The organism is Streptomyces sp. SM18 (genome assembly GCF_002910775.2).
GTDB lineage: Bacteria > Actinomycetota > Actinomycetes > Streptomycetales > Streptomycetaceae > Streptomyces > Streptomyces halstedii.
The window spans coordinates 2,821,081-2,834,924 of the sequence record NZ_CP029342.1; the positions used below are offsets into that span (position 1 = coordinate 2,821,081).

At 69.9% G+C, this 13,844-nt stretch carries 14 protein-coding genes and 1 pseudogene; 7 read left to right on the forward strand and 8 right to left on the reverse strand.

The window, feature by feature from the left end; translation table 11 throughout:
• Positions 1-4 precede the first annotated feature (4 nt).
• Together B9S64_RS12375 and B9S64_RS12380 are read right to left on the reverse strand one after the other, a co-directional pair.
• A complete protein-coding gene (locus tag B9S64_RS12375) occupies positions 5-1,132 on the reverse strand; it encodes an SPFH domain-containing protein (RefSeq protein ID WP_103493513.1) in 1,128 nt (375 codons plus the stop codon).
• Positions 1,133-1,462: 330 nt separating this feature from the next.
• The gene (locus B9S64_RS12380) at positions 1,463-2,023 is read right to left on the reverse strand and encodes a ferritin-like fold-containing protein (RefSeq protein ID WP_203633027.1); all 561 of its coding nucleotides are present in this window, start codon (positions 2,021-2,023) and stop codon (positions 1,463-1,465) included.
• 256 nt (positions 2,024-2,279) lie between these two features.
• On the opposite strand from B9S64_RS12380, the gene B9S64_RS12385 reads away from it, so the two are divergent.
• The 5 genes and pseudogenes from B9S64_RS12385 to B9S64_RS12410 all read left to right on the forward strand — a co-directional run bounded on the left by B9S64_RS12385 (position 2,280) and on the right by B9S64_RS12410 (position 5,020).
• Positions 2,280-2,471 (forward strand): hypothetical protein, encoded by a 192-nt coding sequence (locus B9S64_RS12385; protein WP_030623526.1) that lies wholly within the window; start codon positions 2,280-2,282, stop codon positions 2,469-2,471.
• Positions 2,455-2,979: a DUF6879 family protein gene (locus B9S64_RS12390; protein WP_103493512.1), complete on the forward strand. Its 525-nt coding sequence runs from the start codon at positions 2,455-2,457 to the stop codon at positions 2,977-2,979. The genes B9S64_RS12385 and B9S64_RS12390 overlap by 17 nt, the downstream gene beginning before the upstream one ends.
• A pseudogene (locus tag B9S64_RS12395) lies at positions 2,976-3,807 on the forward strand (helix-turn-helix domain-containing protein). Before B9S64_RS12390 ends, B9S64_RS12395 begins: the two are co-directional and overlap by 4 nt.
• A gap of 421 nt (positions 3,808-4,228) precedes the next feature.
• The gene (locus tag B9S64_RS12405; RefSeq protein ID WP_103493510.1) at positions 4,229-4,453 is read left to right on the forward strand and encodes a DUF397 domain-containing protein; all 225 of its coding nucleotides are present in this window, start codon (positions 4,229-4,231) and stop codon (positions 4,451-4,453) included.
• A gap of 75 nt (positions 4,454-4,528) precedes the next feature.
• Positions 4,529-5,020 (forward strand): hypothetical protein, encoded by a 492-nt coding sequence (locus B9S64_RS12410; RefSeq protein ID WP_103493509.1) that lies wholly within the window; start codon positions 4,529-4,531, stop codon positions 5,018-5,020.
• A gap of 75 nt (positions 5,021-5,095) precedes the next feature.
• On the opposite strand, the gene B9S64_RS12415 is transcribed toward B9S64_RS12410, so the two are convergent.
• Positions 5,096-6,253, reverse strand: coding sequence for an acyl-CoA dehydrogenase family protein (locus B9S64_RS12415; RefSeq protein WP_103493508.1), 1,158 nt, complete (start codon positions 6,251-6,253; stop codon positions 5,096-5,098).
• Positions 6,254-6,462: 209 nt separating this feature from the next.
• Between B9S64_RS12415 and B9S64_RS12420 the strand changes: the two genes are divergently transcribed.
• Positions 6,463-7,806, forward strand: coding sequence for a UDP-glucose/GDP-mannose dehydrogenase family protein (locus B9S64_RS12420; RefSeq protein WP_103493507.1), 1,344 nt, complete (start codon positions 6,463-6,465; stop codon positions 7,804-7,806).
• A gap of 126 nt (positions 7,807-7,932) precedes the next feature.
• Here B9S64_RS12420 and B9S64_RS12425 read toward each other — a convergent pair whose 3' ends face one another.
• The 3 genes from B9S64_RS12425 to B9S64_RS12435 are packed head-to-tail and all read right to left on the reverse strand — an operon-like array spanning position 7,933 to position 10,805.
• Positions 7,933-9,126 (reverse strand): dipeptidase, encoded by a 1,194-nt coding sequence (locus tag B9S64_RS12425; RefSeq protein WP_103493506.1) that lies wholly within the window; start codon positions 9,124-9,126, stop codon positions 7,933-7,935.
• A gap of 6 nt (positions 9,127-9,132) precedes the next feature.
• Complete coding sequence (gene purE / locus B9S64_RS12430; protein WP_103493505.1) at positions 9,133-9,669, reverse strand: 5-(carboxyamino)imidazole ribonucleotide mutase; 537 nt, start codon at positions 9,667-9,669, stop codon at positions 9,133-9,135.
• Positions 9,666-10,805, reverse strand: coding sequence for a 5-(carboxyamino)imidazole ribonucleotide synthase (locus tag B9S64_RS12435; protein ID WP_078551944.1), 1,140 nt, complete (start codon positions 10,803-10,805; stop codon positions 9,666-9,668). Before B9S64_RS12435 ends, purE begins: the two co-directional genes overlap by 4 nt.
• Before the next feature lie 143 nt (positions 10,806-10,948).
• On the opposite strand from B9S64_RS12435, the gene B9S64_RS12440 reads away from it, so the two are divergent.
• A complete protein-coding gene (locus tag B9S64_RS12440; RefSeq protein ID WP_028441244.1) occupies positions 10,949-11,470 on the forward strand; it encodes a GtrA family protein in 522 nt (173 codons plus the stop codon).
• A 90-nt stretch (positions 11,471-11,560) separates the two neighbouring features.
• Here B9S64_RS12440 and B9S64_RS12445 read toward each other — a convergent pair whose 3' ends face one another.
• Together B9S64_RS12445 and B9S64_RS12450 are read right to left on the reverse strand one after the other, a co-directional pair.
• Complete coding sequence (locus B9S64_RS12445; RefSeq protein ID WP_103493504.1) at positions 11,561-12,826, reverse strand: ATP-binding protein; 1,266 nt, start codon at positions 12,824-12,826, stop codon at positions 11,561-11,563.
• A gap of 43 nt (positions 12,827-12,869) precedes the next feature.
• Positions 12,870-13,547 carry a response regulator transcription factor gene (locus B9S64_RS12450; RefSeq protein ID WP_028441246.1) on the reverse strand — a complete coding sequence of 226 codons (678 nt, stop codon included), beginning with the start codon at positions 13,545-13,547 and terminating at the stop codon, positions 12,870-12,872.
• Positions 13,548-13,844: the final 297 nt, after the last annotated feature.

Genomic DNA, 13,844 nt, shown 5'->3' on the forward strand with positions numbered 1-13,844 from the left:
TCCCTCAGGCCTGTGGCGGGAGCGGCGGGGGTACGGCCCCGAAGAGCCCGCTGACGTCCGGTACCTGACCGGCGGACAGCCAGCCGGACATCCCTTCCTTCCAGATGAGTGTCGTCCGGGCCACGGTGCCCGCGCTCACCAGACCGGCCAGCGCCGCCCGGTCGTACGGCCCCTGCTGGGTGCCGTCGACGCCGATGAACCACTGCTCCTCCACGGGCAGCGGCGGCGGGCCCGCCGAGGGTGCGGGAGAGGCGGCGGGAGCGGTGGGCTGCGGCTGCGGGGTGAGTCCGGCGGCCATCCGCTGCCCCGCGGCCATCCCGAGCCCCAGCCCCATGCCTTCGCCGACGCCGCTGCCGGGCGTGCTCGCGCCGGCGGCGAGCGCGTCGGCCGCCTGGAACTGGGTGTACTGGTCGAGATTGCCCGCGATACCCATCCGGGAACGGGTGTCGATGGCCTGCTCCACCTCCGGGGGCAGCGAGATGTTCTCGATGACGAAGGTGGGGACGGCGATGCCGACCGGCTTCAGCTCCTCGGTGAGCACACCCGCGAGCCGGACGCCGATGGCCTCCTGCTGGGTCGCCAGGTCCAGCATCGGTACGCCCGAGGTGGCGAGCGCGCCGCCCAGTTTGCCGACGATCATCCGGCGCAGGTACTCCTGCACCTCCTCGGTGCGGAACTGCGGGTCGGTGCCCGCCAGTTCCCGCAGCAGCGCGGCGGGGTCGACCACCCGCGCCGCGTACGCGCCGAAGGCACGCAGCCGCACCATGCCGAACTCGGGGTCACGGACGATGACGGGGTTCTGCGTGCCCCACTTCATGTCGGTGAACTGACGGGTGGTGACGAAGTAGACCTCGGCCTTGAACGGCGAGTCGAAGCCGTACTTCCAGCCCTTCAGCGTGGACAGCAAGGGCATGTTCTGGGTCTGGAGGGTGTACGTACCCGGCTGGAAGACGTCCGCTATTCGGCCCTCGTTGACGAAGACCGCCGTCTGCGACTCGCGCACGACGAGCTTGGCGCCCATCTTGATCTCGTTGTCGTGGCGCGGGAACCGCCAGACGATGGTGTCCCGGCTGTCGTCGGTCCATTCGATGATGTCGATGAATTCCCCGCGGATGCTGTCGAACAGCCCCATGGAAACCTCCCCCGCTCGGTGACGCGCCCCACTCCGGATCCGCGGGGGAACGATAGCAACCGGCGGTGACAGGCCCCGGGCCGTCTCGGCGTCCTCGGCGACGGGGCCGGGGACGCCGAAACACCTGGAACACCGCCTGGGGCGCGGCCGGGGACGGAGCCTGGGGCGCGGGTCCGGTCCGGTCACCGTGCCGGGGGCTCGGCGCGCGCCGGCCGGCAGGCCGGGGTGTTCGCCGCCGACCGTCGCGTCATCCCGTCGGGCGGGACCGACCGCACCGGCCCGGAGGCGACGCGCGCCCCGCGCCCGTCCGGATGGACCCTCCGGCAGGCGTCACGCGCTGCCCGGTGCCGGCTGGTAGAGGTCGTTCAGCTCGTCGGCGTGGTCTTCCTCTTCCTTGAGGATGTGCTCGATGAGGCGCCGGGACGTGGGGTCGCTCTCGCCGATCCAGCGCACGATCTCGGTGTAGGTCTCGATGACGATGCGCTCGGCGACGAAGTTCTCACGGATCATCCCCTGGAGGTCGGTGTCCGGGGGCGTCTCGTACTCGGTGTGGGAGCGGGCGACGAGGGTGGCCGGGTCCATGTCCGGGCTGCCGCCCAGCTGGTTGATCCGGTCCGACACGCGCTGGAAGTGGTCCAGCTCCTCGCCCGCGTGCTCGCGGAACATGTCCGCGACCTGCTCACGGTGGATGCCCTGCGCGACGATCGCGTTCTGCGTGTAGCGCAGGTAGCAGACCATCTCGGTGGCGACGACCTGGTTGAGCACGTCGATGAGGCGTTCCAGATCGGCGGTGTTCGCGGGGGTGACGGGGCCCTGGGTGATGTTCCGCCGGGCCTCTTCGCGGATCTTGGTGACGTCGATGGCGAACTGATTCGGCACTGTGATTCCCATCTGTCCGTGTTTGATCCCTTATCGGCAACGGAATCGTACGGGGCGGGCGGTACCAGGGTCCGCGTCCGACTCGCCCATCACCTGGCGGGGGCACCGGCCGGTGCGTGCGGCAGGGCGCGGGGTGCGGCCGTTTCGGTGGCCCAGTCAGCGGTTTCCCGTTCCGTCAACCATGATCGCTTGACCCACGCACCCGGTCCTCGGGAGCATCGACCCAGACGCGAGGCACTGACAGCGGCGCGGGAGGGGAACCCGGACCATGAAGGTCACCAAGCTGGTCAGCACGTGCGACATCAAGGACTGCCCCACGATCTACACGACGGATCGCGGCACCTTCTTGGTGCAGGGCGAAACACCGATGGACCACGGGCTTCAGATTCCCGCTCATGAAAACCTGGTCGAGATCCCGATGGAACTGCTTGAGAAGGCCGTCCGTGAAAAGCTCATCTAAGACCCTCGGAGACCTCTTCGACTCCTTCGAACGTGAGGCCTTCCGCCTGGAGACCCTGGACGACTACAGCAGATCCGGGAACGTCGACGCGTATCACGCCTTTCTGGCCGGGCAGCCGCAGCCGGACAGCTACAACGCCGGATGGGTGGAAGAGCTGCGCTCACACACCGGAAAGGGGAAGCGGGTCTATCGGGTACACATTCTGTCGCGCCCACTCACGGACTACCTTCGCTTCGAACTCGGGTGGGGCTACCGGAAGAACAGGACCGGGGGCGAAGAGTTCTTCATCCTCGACGTCACCGACAAGCCCAATCCACTGGCCGGCGTCCCTGACTTCTGGTGCTTCGATTCCGAGTCCGTGGCCGTGATGAACTACGACGAGGCCGGGAAGTACACCGGATCGGCGGTGCTGGCGCCTGAACGCTCGGCAGAATTCACTGGGTACCGTGACACGGCCCTCGCCCAGGCGGAACCCTTCACCGAATGGTGGGACACGTACGGAGCGTGAACAGAGCACAGCTTGGGGCCGCGCTGCGGGCGCTGCGCAAGGCATCCGGGAAGGAAGCCAAAGCAGTGGCACGCAGCGCCCTCATGTCTCCGTCCAAGCTGTCCAAGATCGAAAATGCGAAGCTCGCGCCGAGCGCCACGGACGTGGAACGCATCCTGGCCGCCATTGGGGTCTCGGACGAAGTCAAGGCCGAGTACGCGGAGGCTGCCAGAGCGTCGGCGACGGAAGCGACGGCATGGCGACTACTGAAGCGTATCGGCGTCCACAAGGGGCAGCAGGCCACCAGGGCACTGGAAGCCCAGATGTCGACGCTGCGCCTTTTCCAACCGGCATTGGTGCCCGGCCTGCTCCAAACCCCTGAGTACATCCGAGCCATTCTGCACAGGCACAACCTGAGCGAAGAAAACCCTCACGCGGACCATCAACGGAAGACTAGAACGTCAAGCAGTTCTCTATGAGAGCACGAAGTCGCTCCATTTCATCGTCACGGAAACCGTACTGAGGTGGAGAATCGTCCCACCCCAGATGATGGCCGCACAGCTGGACCGTATCGTCTCCCTTTCACGCCTGCCGCATGTGGACATCAGAGTGGTGCCGCTGGCGATTAAGCAGCACGACATCGCCAATCACGCGTTCGTCATCCGCGACGACCACATGGTCACGATAGAGACAGCGCATGCAGAAGTGGTCGTGACGGACCCGAGGGACGTAGGACTGTACGTCGACAAATTCGACGGGTTCGCGCGCACCGCACTGTTGGGCGACACAATGCGCAGCCTGCTCGAAGGAATCCGTAATGACTTCTTGCGGGAACAGGAAACAGACTAGAGAGTCACCCACAGCCGACCGAAGATAGCGGCATGGGGAGCGAAGAGAGAACTTCCGACGCAGAGACGACCACAACGGCCATCAGCCTCTTGGAGGGGGCGGGCGAGCCATCACCCCAGCCCGGTTGCCGGGCTTGCCTCTCCTTGTCCGTCTCTCGCGAAAACGCGCGATCCACAGGGAACTACAGCGGGGTCTCGGACTGCAACGTGAGGCTTCGTCGCCACCAGGCGGAGGCACACGCGTGACGCGCGAAGGGGCGGCCCGAGAGCTCTTCGACGTACCCGCAGTGCGTGTGCACGCGGTGCGGTTCCGCGCATGGGCCACCCCCGGAAGCCGAGGCACCCGTTGAGGACTTCCGCCCGTCGCGGGCGGGGGACGGCCGGTTCGCCCGGCCGTACGGACAATCAGGAAGGGCACGACGATGACCGACCTGTACGGGCTCCCCATCGAAGGAGCCACGTTCTCGAAAGCGTGCGGCGGCAGCACGCACCCGGACGGCGAGGCGTGCGTGACGCTCGCCAGGATCGGCCCGGACGCGTGGGCCGTGGGTGACAGCAAGCGGCCCGGGGCCGAGCCGCTGCGGTTCACCAGGGCGGAGCTGGACGCGGCGGGCATCGACCCCGCGCGGTTCGACCTCTCCGCCTGATCCCTGGCACCACCTACTGACGGCCCGCCCACACGCCGGGGGTGGGCCGTCGCGCTTCCTCGAAACGGAGCGGCAGTGCACCACCACGGTTACGCATGGGTCGGAGAGAAGAAGGCGTTCGACAACGAGAGCGTCCGGCGCCCTCCGCCGGGGCACACCCCGCCCGTGGGAATCAAGGAGGCGTTGAGGGAGCGCTACCGCAACGCGGTGGCCGACTTCCCGGCGACGGGCGTTCCTCCGGTCCAGACAGCTCATTGGCTGGTGAAACCGGCCTCCATGGTGCGGGGCACCTGGGAGGAGCCGAAAGAGGCCGGGGAATGGCTCGGTCTCCAGCTGGCCGAGTTCGCGCCCCGGTTCGTGGGGGAAGCGGACAGGGAAGTGACTCGGCTGGTCCTTCTGGTGAAGGCCGCCGTGGAAAGGCTGACCTGGGGCGGGGACGTTTCCCTGGGGCACTACCTGAACGGAACCCTCTTCCACTCGGTCGCCCTCGTCACGTGTTCCCCGAACCGTTCCGGTCCGGACCAGGTCTGTCCCGTGGGGGAGGCCGCGTCCGGGCGCCCCGGGTGAACGGGAGCGGCCCGGAGGGACCGGAGGCGGATCACCGCCGGCCGGTCCGTCCGGGCCGTTGACCTGCGAAACCCGCTACGGCAGATTGCGGGCCATGACGATCCGCTGGACCTGGTTCGTACCCTCGTAGATCTGCGTGATCTTGGCGTCGCGCATCATGCGCTCGACCGGGTAGTCACGGGTGTAGCCGTAGCCGCCGAGCAGCTGGACCGCGTCCGTGGTGATCTCCATGGCGGCGTCGGAGGCGAAGCACTTGGCCGCGGCGCCGAAGAAGGTCAGGTCGCCGTCGACGCGCTCGGACCTGGCGGCGGCCGCGTAGGTGAGCTGGCGGGCCGCCTCCAGCTTCATCGCCATGTCGGCCAGCATGAACTGGATGCCCTGGAAGTCGGCGATCGGCTTGCCGAACTGCTTGCGCTCCTTGACGTAGCCCTTGGCGTAGTCGAGGGCGCCCTGGGCGATGCCGAGGGCCTGGGCCGCGATGGTGATGCGGGTGTGGTCCAGGGTCTTCATCGCCGTGGCGAAGCCGGTGCCCTCCTCGCCGATCATGCGGTCGGCGGGGATACGGACGTTGTCGAGGTAGACCTCGCGCGTCGGGGAGCCCTTGATGCCGAGCTTCTTCTCCGGGGCGCCGAAGGAGACGCCCTCGTCCGACTTCTCCACGACGAACGCCGAGATGCCCTTGGAGCGCTTGTCCGGGTCGGTGACGGCCATCACCGTGTAGTAGTCGGAGACGCCCGCGTTGGTGATCCAGCGCTTCACGCCGTTGAGCACCCAGAAGTCACCGTCCCGTACGGCCTTGGTCTTCATGCCGGCCGCGTCGGAGCCGGCGTCCGGCTCGGAGAGGGCGTACGAGAACATCGCGTCGCCCTTGGCGAGCGGGCCCAGGTACTTCTTCTTGAGCGCCTCGGAGCCGGACAGGATCACCGGCAGCGAGCCCAGCTTGTTCACGGCCGGGATCAGGGAGGAGGACGCGCAGACACGGGCCACCTCCTCGATCACGATGACCATGGCGAGCGCGTCAGCGCCCGCGCCGCCGTACTCCTCCGGGACGTGGACCGCGTGCAGGTCCGAGGCGACCAGCGCGTCCAGGGCTTCCTGCGGGAAGCGCGCCTCCTCGTCCACCGCGGCGGCGTACGGGGCGATCTTCGCCTCGGCGAGCGAACGGATCGTCTCGCGGAGCATGTCGTGCTCCTCGGCCGGACGGTACAGGTCGAAATCGGTCGAACCCGCCAAGACGTTCACTCCCCAACGATGCTAACTACTGTTAAGTAACCCGATTTTAGTGGCCGGGTCTCACGGTGGCATACAGCCCGGACGCGTGAGCTTGCCGACAGACTCGCCGGGACCGTGCACGCCTGCTCGGCGGCCGCCGCGGAAAGGGACACACGCGCCCCGGATATGCTCGGCCCCGCACGTTTGTCCGCACTGTTCAGGAGTACCTCATGGCCCTCAGGATCACTGTGATCGGCACCGGCTACCTCGGCGCCACCCACGCCGCGGCCATGGCGGAACTGGGGTTCGAGGTCCTGGGTCTGGACGTGGTGGCCGAGAAGGTCGAGATGCTCTCGGCGGGCCGGGTGCCGATGTACGAGCCGGGTCTCGAGCAGTTGCTGCGCAAGCACGTCGCCGGGATCGAGGGCTCCACCGGACGGCTGCGGTTCACCACCTCCTGGGAAGAGGTCGGCGAATTCGGCGACGTCCACTTCGTCTGCGTGAACACCCCGCAGAAGCACGGCGAGTACGCCTGCGACATGAGCTATGTGGACAGCGCCTTCGAGTCGCTGGCCCCACGGCTGACCCGGGGCGCGCTGGTGGTCGGCAAGTCCACCGTGCCGGTGGGCTCCGCCGCCAGGCTCGCGGACCGGCTGGCCGAGCTGGCCCCGGCGGACGCCGACGTGGAGCTGGCCTGGAACCCGGAGTTCCTCCGCGAGGGCTTCGCGGTGGACGACACCCTGCACCCGGACCGGATCGTGGTCGGTGTGCGGAGCGAGCGGGCCGAGAAGCTGCTGCGCGAGGTCTACGCGAAGCCGCTGGGTGAGGGCTCGCCCTTCGTGGTGACGGACTTCCCGACGGCGGAGCTGGTGAAGACCTCCGCCAACTCCTTCCTGGCGACCAAGATCTCCTTCATCAACGCCATGGCGGAGGTCTGCGAGGCCGCCGACGGCGATGTGGTGAAGCTGGCGGAGGCGCTGGGCCACGACGAGCGCATCGGGAAGAAGTTCCTGCGGGCCGGGGTCGGCTTCGGCGGGGGCTGCCTGCCCAAGGACATCCGGGCGTTCATGGCGCGGGCCGGGGAGCTGGGCGCCGACCAGGCGCTGACCTTCCTGCGCGAGGTCGACTCGATCAACATGCGCCGGCGCGGGCACATGGTGGAGCTGGCCCGCGAGGCCGTGGGCGGCGGGTCCTTCCTCGGCAAGCGGGTGGCGGTGCTGGGCGCATCCTTCAAACCGGACTCGGACGACGTACGCGACTCGCCGGCGCTGAACGTGGCCGGCCAGATCCACCTCCAGGGCGCCCAGGTCACCGTCTTCGACCCGAAGGGCATGGACAACGCCCGGCGGCTCTTCCCGACCCTCGGCTACGCGGAGAGCGCCCTGGACGCGGTGCGCGGGGCGGACGTGGTGCTGCACCTGACGGAGTGGCGGGAGTTCCGCGAGCTGGACGTGGAGGCCCTGGGCGAGGCCGCCGGGCGCCGGATCGTCCTGGACGGCCGCAACGCGCTGGACCCGGCGGTGTGGCGGGCGGCGGGCTGGACCTACCGGGCGATGGGCCGCCCGAAGGCCTGAGCGCGCCGCCCGGGACACGGCCGGGGCGGCCTCGCTCAGGCCTTGGGCGAGGCCGCGCCACCGGGGCCGCGTCCCGGGGAGCCGGTCCGCCCCCGGCGGGGCAGACCGCCGCACCGCCCCGGAGGGTCAGACCGCCGGACCGTCCAGCGCCTCGATCGTGGCGTGCGACGGCCCCCGTACGGCACTCAGCTCCCGGGAGACCGCTTCCGCGTCGCGCAGCACCCGTACCGCGTTCTGCCAGGTCAGCTTGGCCAGGTCGGCGTCCGACCAGCCGCGTGAGAGCAGTTCCGCGATCAGGTTCGGATAGCCCGAGACGTCCTCCAGACCGGCCGGGAGGAACGCGGTGCCGTCGTAGTCGCCGCCGATGCCGATGTGGTCGATACCGGCCATCTCGCGCAGGTGGCCGAGGTGGTCGGCGATCGTCGCGACGGTGGCGACCGGACGCGGGTGGGCGGCCTCGAAGTCGGCGTGGACGCGCATCGCGGCCGGTGTGGTGTCGAGGTGGTGCAGACCGTGCTCGCGCATGTTGCGGTCGGCGGCCAGGGTCCATTCGACCGCCTCCGGCAGCACGAACTTCGGTACGAAGGTCGCCATGGCCACCCCGCCGTTGGCCGCGAGCATCCGCAGCACGTCGTCGGGGATGTTGCGCGGGTGGTCGCAGACCGCGCGGGCCGAGGAGTGCGAGAAGATCACCGGCGCGACGGAGGTGGCGAGCGCGTCGCGCATCGTGGTGGCCGCCACATGGGACAGGTCCACCAGCATGCCGACGCGGTTCATCTCGCGAACGACCTCACGGCCGAACTCCGAGAGGCCGCCGACGCCCGGGGCGTCGGTCGCCGAGTCCGCCCAGTCGGTGTTGTCGTTGTGCGTCAGCGTCATGTAGCGCACGCCGAGGGTGTACAGGGCCCGCAGGGTGCCCAGCGAGTTGTTGATGGAGTGGCCGCCCTCGGCCCCCATCAGGGAGGCGATCCGGCCCTCGGCGCGGGCCCGCTCCATGTCGTCGGCGGTCAGGGCGCGCCGCAGGTCCGCCGGGTGGCGGGCCAGCAGTTCGGCGACCACGTCGATCTGCTCCAGCGTGGCGCTGACCGCGGCGTCACCGGTCAGTTCGGTCGAGACGTACACGGACCAGAACTGCGCCCCCACACCACCGGCCCGCAGCCGCGGGATGTCGGTGTGCAGGGCGGTGCTCTGGTCCACGGCGATGTCGCGGGCGTCGAGGTCGTACCCGACCTGCTCGCGCAGCGCCCAGGGGAGGTCGTTGTGGCCGTCCACGACGGGGTGGTCGGCCAGGAGCAGTCGGGCGCGGTCCAGGTTGTCCATGGGGGCCTACTTCCCGAATCCGAAGGAGTCCGCGCCCTGGGCCTTGGCGCGCAGTCGCTTGCCCTTCTCCGTCGCCTGGTCGTTCAGCTCCTGCTGGAACTCCTTCATCCGCTCCAGCAGGGCGCCGTCGTGGGCGGCGAGCATCCGGGCGGCGAGCAGGCCCGCGTTGCGCGCGCCGCCGACCGAGACGGTGGCCACGGGCACCCCGGCCGGCATCTGGACGATGGAGAGCAGACTGTCCATGCCGTCCAGGTACTTCAGCGGCACCGGGACACCGATGACGGGCAGCGGGGTGACCGAGGCGAGCATGCCGGGCAGGTGGGCCGCGCCCCCCGCCCCCGCGATGACCGCCTTGAGACCGCGGCCGGCCGCCTCCTCGCCGTACGCGATCATCTCGTGCGGCATGCGGTGGGCGGAGACGACGTCCACCTCGTAGGGGATCTCGAACTCGTCGAGGGCCTTGGCGGCCGCTTCCATCACGGGCCAGTCGGAGTCCGAGCCCATGACGATGCCGATGACGGGGGCGGAGCCGGGTGCGGTCATTCGGTGATCGTTCCTCGCAGGTAGTCGGCCGCGTGCCGGGCGCGCTCCCGCACGTCCGCCAGGTCGTCGCCGTAGGTGTTGACGTGGCCGACCTTGCGGCCGGGCTTCACGTCCTTTCCGTACATGTGGATCTTGAGCTGCGGGTCGCGGGCCATGCAGTGCAGATAGGCCTGGTACATGTCCGGGAAGTCGCCGCCCAGGACGTTGCACATGACCGTCCAGGGGGCGCGGGGGCGCGGGTCGCCGAGCGGGAGGTCCAGGACCGCCCGTACGTGGTTGGCGAACTGCGAGGTGATCGCGCCGTCCTGGGTCCAGTGCCCGGAGTTGTGCGGGCGCATGGCCAGCTCGTTGACCAGGATGCGGCCGTCCCGGGTCTCGAACAGCTCGACGGCGAGGTGTCCGACCACGCCCAGCTCGGCGGCGATCCGCAGGGCGAGCTGCTGGGCCTCGCCGGCGAGCTGCTCGTCCAGCTCAGGGGCCGGGGCGATGACCGTGTCGCAGACGCCGTCGACCTGGATCGACTCGACGACGGGGTAGGCGACGGCCTGGCCGTGCGGGGAGCGGACGATGTTCGCCGCCAGCTCCCGTACGAAGTCGACCTTCTCCTCGGCCAGCACCGGCACACCGGCCCGGAAGGGCTCGGCCGCGTCCGCCTCGGAGCGGACCACCCAGACGCCCTTGCCGTCGTAGCCGCCCCGGACCGTCTTGAGGACGACGGGGAAGCCCCCCACCTCCTCGGCGAAGGCGGCGGCGTCTGCCGGGTCGGCGACGACGCGGTGGCGGGGGCAGGGGGCGCCGATCGCGGTGAGCCTGGCGCGCATCACCCCCTTGTCCTGGGCGTGCACCAGGGCGTCGGGGCCCGGACGGACGGGGATGCCCTCCGCCTCCAGGGCGCGCAGGTGCTCGGTGGGCACGTGCTCGTGGTCGAAGGTGATCACGTCGCAGCCGCGCGCGAAGTCGCGCAGCGTGTCCAGGTCGCGGTAGTCGCCGACGACGACTTCGCTCACCACCTGGGCCGCCGAGTCCTGCGGGGTGTCACTGAGGAGCTTGAACCTGAGGCCGAGGGGGATACCCGCCTCGTGGGTCATACGGGCGAGCTGACCCCCGCCGACCATGCCGACTACCGGAAACGTCACCGTTCCAGGGTATCGGGCCCGCGGCCGCTCCCCGGACGGACTCTCCCGCCGCCCACGCGCACCGCGGATCACGGGCATCACACGTGTGGGCTGGTTAGCATGGGCGGGTTGACGACACCGAGCGGACGGGGCGAGCGATCACCATGAGCGAACGGGGCGCGTTGCGGGCCCGGCTTGATCTGCTGGCCCGGGAGGTCGCCAAGTTCGGCGCGGTCGGCGCCCTCGGCCTGGTCGTGAACATCGCCGTCTCCAACCTGATCTGGCGCACCACGGACATCCCGGTGGTGCGGGCCGGGCTGATGGGGACGGTCGTCGCGATCCTCTTCAACTACGTCGGCTTCCGCTACTGGACCTACCGGGACCGCGACAAGAGCGGCCGGACCCGTGAGCTGACGCTCTTCCTGCTGTTCAGCGCGGCGGGCGCGGTGATCGAGACGGGCGTGCTGTACCTGGCGACGTACGGCTTCGGGTGGAACAGCCCGGTCCAGAGCAACGTCTTCAAGGTCGTCGGCATCTCGGTGGCGACCCTCTTCCGCTTCTGGTCGTACCGCACCTGGGTCTTCAAGACGCTGCCCGCCCAGGAGGCCGTGCTCAGCACGGAACGGTTTCTGGAGCCGCGACGACCCGCCGACGACGTGACCGCCCCGGGGCCCGTGCCGCGCTGAGCAGCAGGCGCGTGCCGGGCGGCCCGTACGTGCCGTGCCGCGCTGAGCGTCCGGTGGCCCGCCCCCGGTACGGCGGCCGGTGGCCGTGCCTCAGCGCACCGGCCGGTCCGGTTCCTTGCGGGCCGGTGCGATCCGGCTGAGGAAGAGGGCGAAGACCGGGGGCTGCTGCTGGAGCAGTTCGAGCCGTCCGCCGTCCGCCTCGGCGAGGTCCCGGGCGACGGCGAGGCCGATGCCGGTGGAGTTGCGGCCGCTGATGGTCCGCTCGAAGATCCGCGCCCCGAGGTCGGCGGGCACGCCGGGCCCCTCGTCCGTCACCTCGACGACCACCTGGTTGCCGGTGACCCTGGTGCGCAGGGCGACCGTGCCACCGCCGTGCATCAGGGAGTTCTCGATCAGCGCGGCGAGCACCTGGGCGACCGCGCCGGGCGTACCGACGGCCTGGAGCCCCTGTTTGCCGGAGCACACCACGGCACGGCCCGCGCTGCGGTAGGCCGGGCGCCACTCCTCCAGCTGCTGTTTGACCACCTCGTCGAGGTCGAAGACGACGGCGGAGCCGGTGCGGGCGTCCCGGGCGTTGGTCAGCAGGCGCTCCACCACGTCGGTGAGCCGCTCGACCTGGGTGAGCGCGATGCTCGCCTCCTCCTTCACCGTCTCCGGGTCGTCGGTGACGGAGATCTCCTCGATCCGCATGGAGAGCGCGGTCAGCGGGGTGCGGAGCTGGTGCGAGGCGTCCGCGGCGAGGCGGCGTTCGGCGGTCAGCATCCGGGCGATCCGCTCGGCGGAGGCGTCCAGCACGTCGGCGACCCGGTCCAGCTCGGTCACCCCGTACCGCTTGTGCCGGGGGCGGGGGTCGCCGGAGCCCAGGCGTTCGGCGGTCTCGGCGAGGTCGATGAGGGGCGAGGTGAGCCGGTTGGCCTGGCGTACGGCCAGGAGGACGGCGGAGATGATGGCCAGCAGGGCCACCGCCCCGATGATCAGCAGGGTCCGGCCGACCTCGCGGGTGACGGCGGAGCCGGACTCCTCGACGGTGACCCGCTCGTTCTGCTCCCCCACCTCCGTACTGCGGATGACGCTGTCCGTGGGGCGCTCGCCGACCTCGATGGGGGGCCGGCCGGGGATCTCGACCCGTGCGTAGCGGTTGTCGTCCACCTGCTCGGCCAGCACGTCGGGGGTGATCCGCTCGGCGCCGAGCAGCCGGCTCTCCACGACGCTGATCAGGCGCAGCGCTTCCGAGTCGACGCTCTCCTGGGCGCTGTTGCTGATGGTGCGGGACTCCACGATGACGAGGGAGACGCCGAAGACGGCGATCACCACGAGCACCACGGCGAGCGTGGAATTGATCAGTCGGCGGCGCATGGCGGTCTCTGTACGTCAGCTCGTCCCGGTCAGCTCTTCTCGGTCAGCTCTTCTCGAACCGGAAGCCGACGCCCCGGACGGTGGCGATGTAGCGGGGGTTGGCCGCGTCGTCGCCGAGCTTCTTGCGGAGCCAGGAGATGTGCATGTCCAGGGTCTTGGTGGACGACCACCAGGTGGTGTCCCAGACCTCGCGCATCAGCTGGTCGCGGGTGACCACCCGCCCGGCGTCCCGCACGAGCACCCGCAGCAGGTCGAACTCCTTGGCCGTGAGCTGGAGTTCCTCGTCGCCCATCCAGGCCCGGTGCGACTCGACGTCGATCCTGACGCCGTGCGTGGCGGGCTGCGGGACGGGCTCGGCGGCACCGCGGCGCAGCAGGGCCCGCACCCGGGCGAGCAGTTCGGCGAGGCGGAAGGGCTTGGTGACGTAGTCGTCGGCGCCGGCGTCCAGCCCGACCACCGTGTCCACCTCGTCGGCCCGCGCGGTCAGCACCAGGATCGGTACGGCGAGGCCCTCGCCGCGCAGCCGCCGGGCGACCTCCAGGCCGTCCATGCCGGGCAGCCCCAGATCGAGTACGACCAGGTCGACGCCGCCCTGGAGTCCGGCGTCGAGCGCGGTCGGGCCGTCCTCGCGGACCTCGACCTCGTACCCCTCACGCCGCAGGGCGCGAGCCAGTGGCTCCGAAATGGATGCGTCGTCCTCGGCGAGCAGTACACGGGTCATGGAGTGATGGTAGTCCGCGCGAGGCGCCTCGGGTGAGGGGCTGAGAAGGCCCTGCGACTCAGCGACACGAACCGGTCATTCACCTTCGAATATGAGAGCGTGGTTCCACGGTGACCTGTGATCCATGTCTCAAGTCCTTCCATATCGACGCGTGTCATGCCGTATGGTGACTCGACGCCTGTTGCACAACCGAGGACCTTTGGGCAGCGTTCCGCGCGCCAGAGGTCCTTTTGCGTACGAGCCGGTTTCCGCCGGCTCCCCCACCAGTGAATGACCTGTGGGCCGGGCCCGGAGCGC

Bases quoted from the DNA above. Each gene is read 5' to 3' on its own strand.
- B9S64_RS12440 (WP_028441244.1), top strand. From the start codon at position 10,949: ATGAGCGAACGGGGCGCGTTGCGGGCCCGGCTTGATCTGCTGGCCCGG.
- B9S64_RS12445 (WP_103493504.1), bottom strand. From the start codon at position 12,826: ATGCGCCGCCGACTGATCAATTCCACGCTCGCCGTGGTGCTCGTGGTG.
- B9S64_RS12380 (WP_203633027.1), bottom strand. From the start codon at position 2,023: ATGGGAATCACAGTGCCGAATCAGTTCGCCATCGACGTCACCAAGATC.
- B9S64_RS12450 (WP_028441246.1), bottom strand. From the start codon at position 13,547: ATGACCCGTGTACTGCTCGCCGAGGACGACGCATCCATTTCGGAGCCA.
- B9S64_RS12385 (WP_030623526.1), top strand. From the start codon at position 2,280: ATGAAGGTCACCAAGCTGGTCAGCACGTGCGACATCAAGGACTGCCCC.
- B9S64_RS12375 (WP_103493513.1), bottom strand. From the start codon at position 1,132: ATGGGGCTGTTCGACAGCATCCGCGGGGAATTCATCGACATCATCGAA.
- B9S64_RS12420 (WP_103493507.1), top strand. From the start codon at position 6,463: ATGGCCCTCAGGATCACTGTGATCGGCACCGGCTACCTCGGCGCCACC.
- B9S64_RS12425 (WP_103493506.1), bottom strand. From the start codon at position 9,126: ATGGACAACCTGGACCGCGCCCGACTGCTCCTGGCCGACCACCCCGTC.
- purE (WP_103493505.1), bottom strand. From the start codon at position 9,669: ATGACCGCACCCGGCTCCGCCCCCGTCATCGGCATCGTCATGGGCTCG.
- B9S64_RS12405 (WP_103493510.1), top strand. From the start codon at position 4,229: ATGACCGACCTGTACGGGCTCCCCATCGAAGGAGCCACGTTCTCGAAA.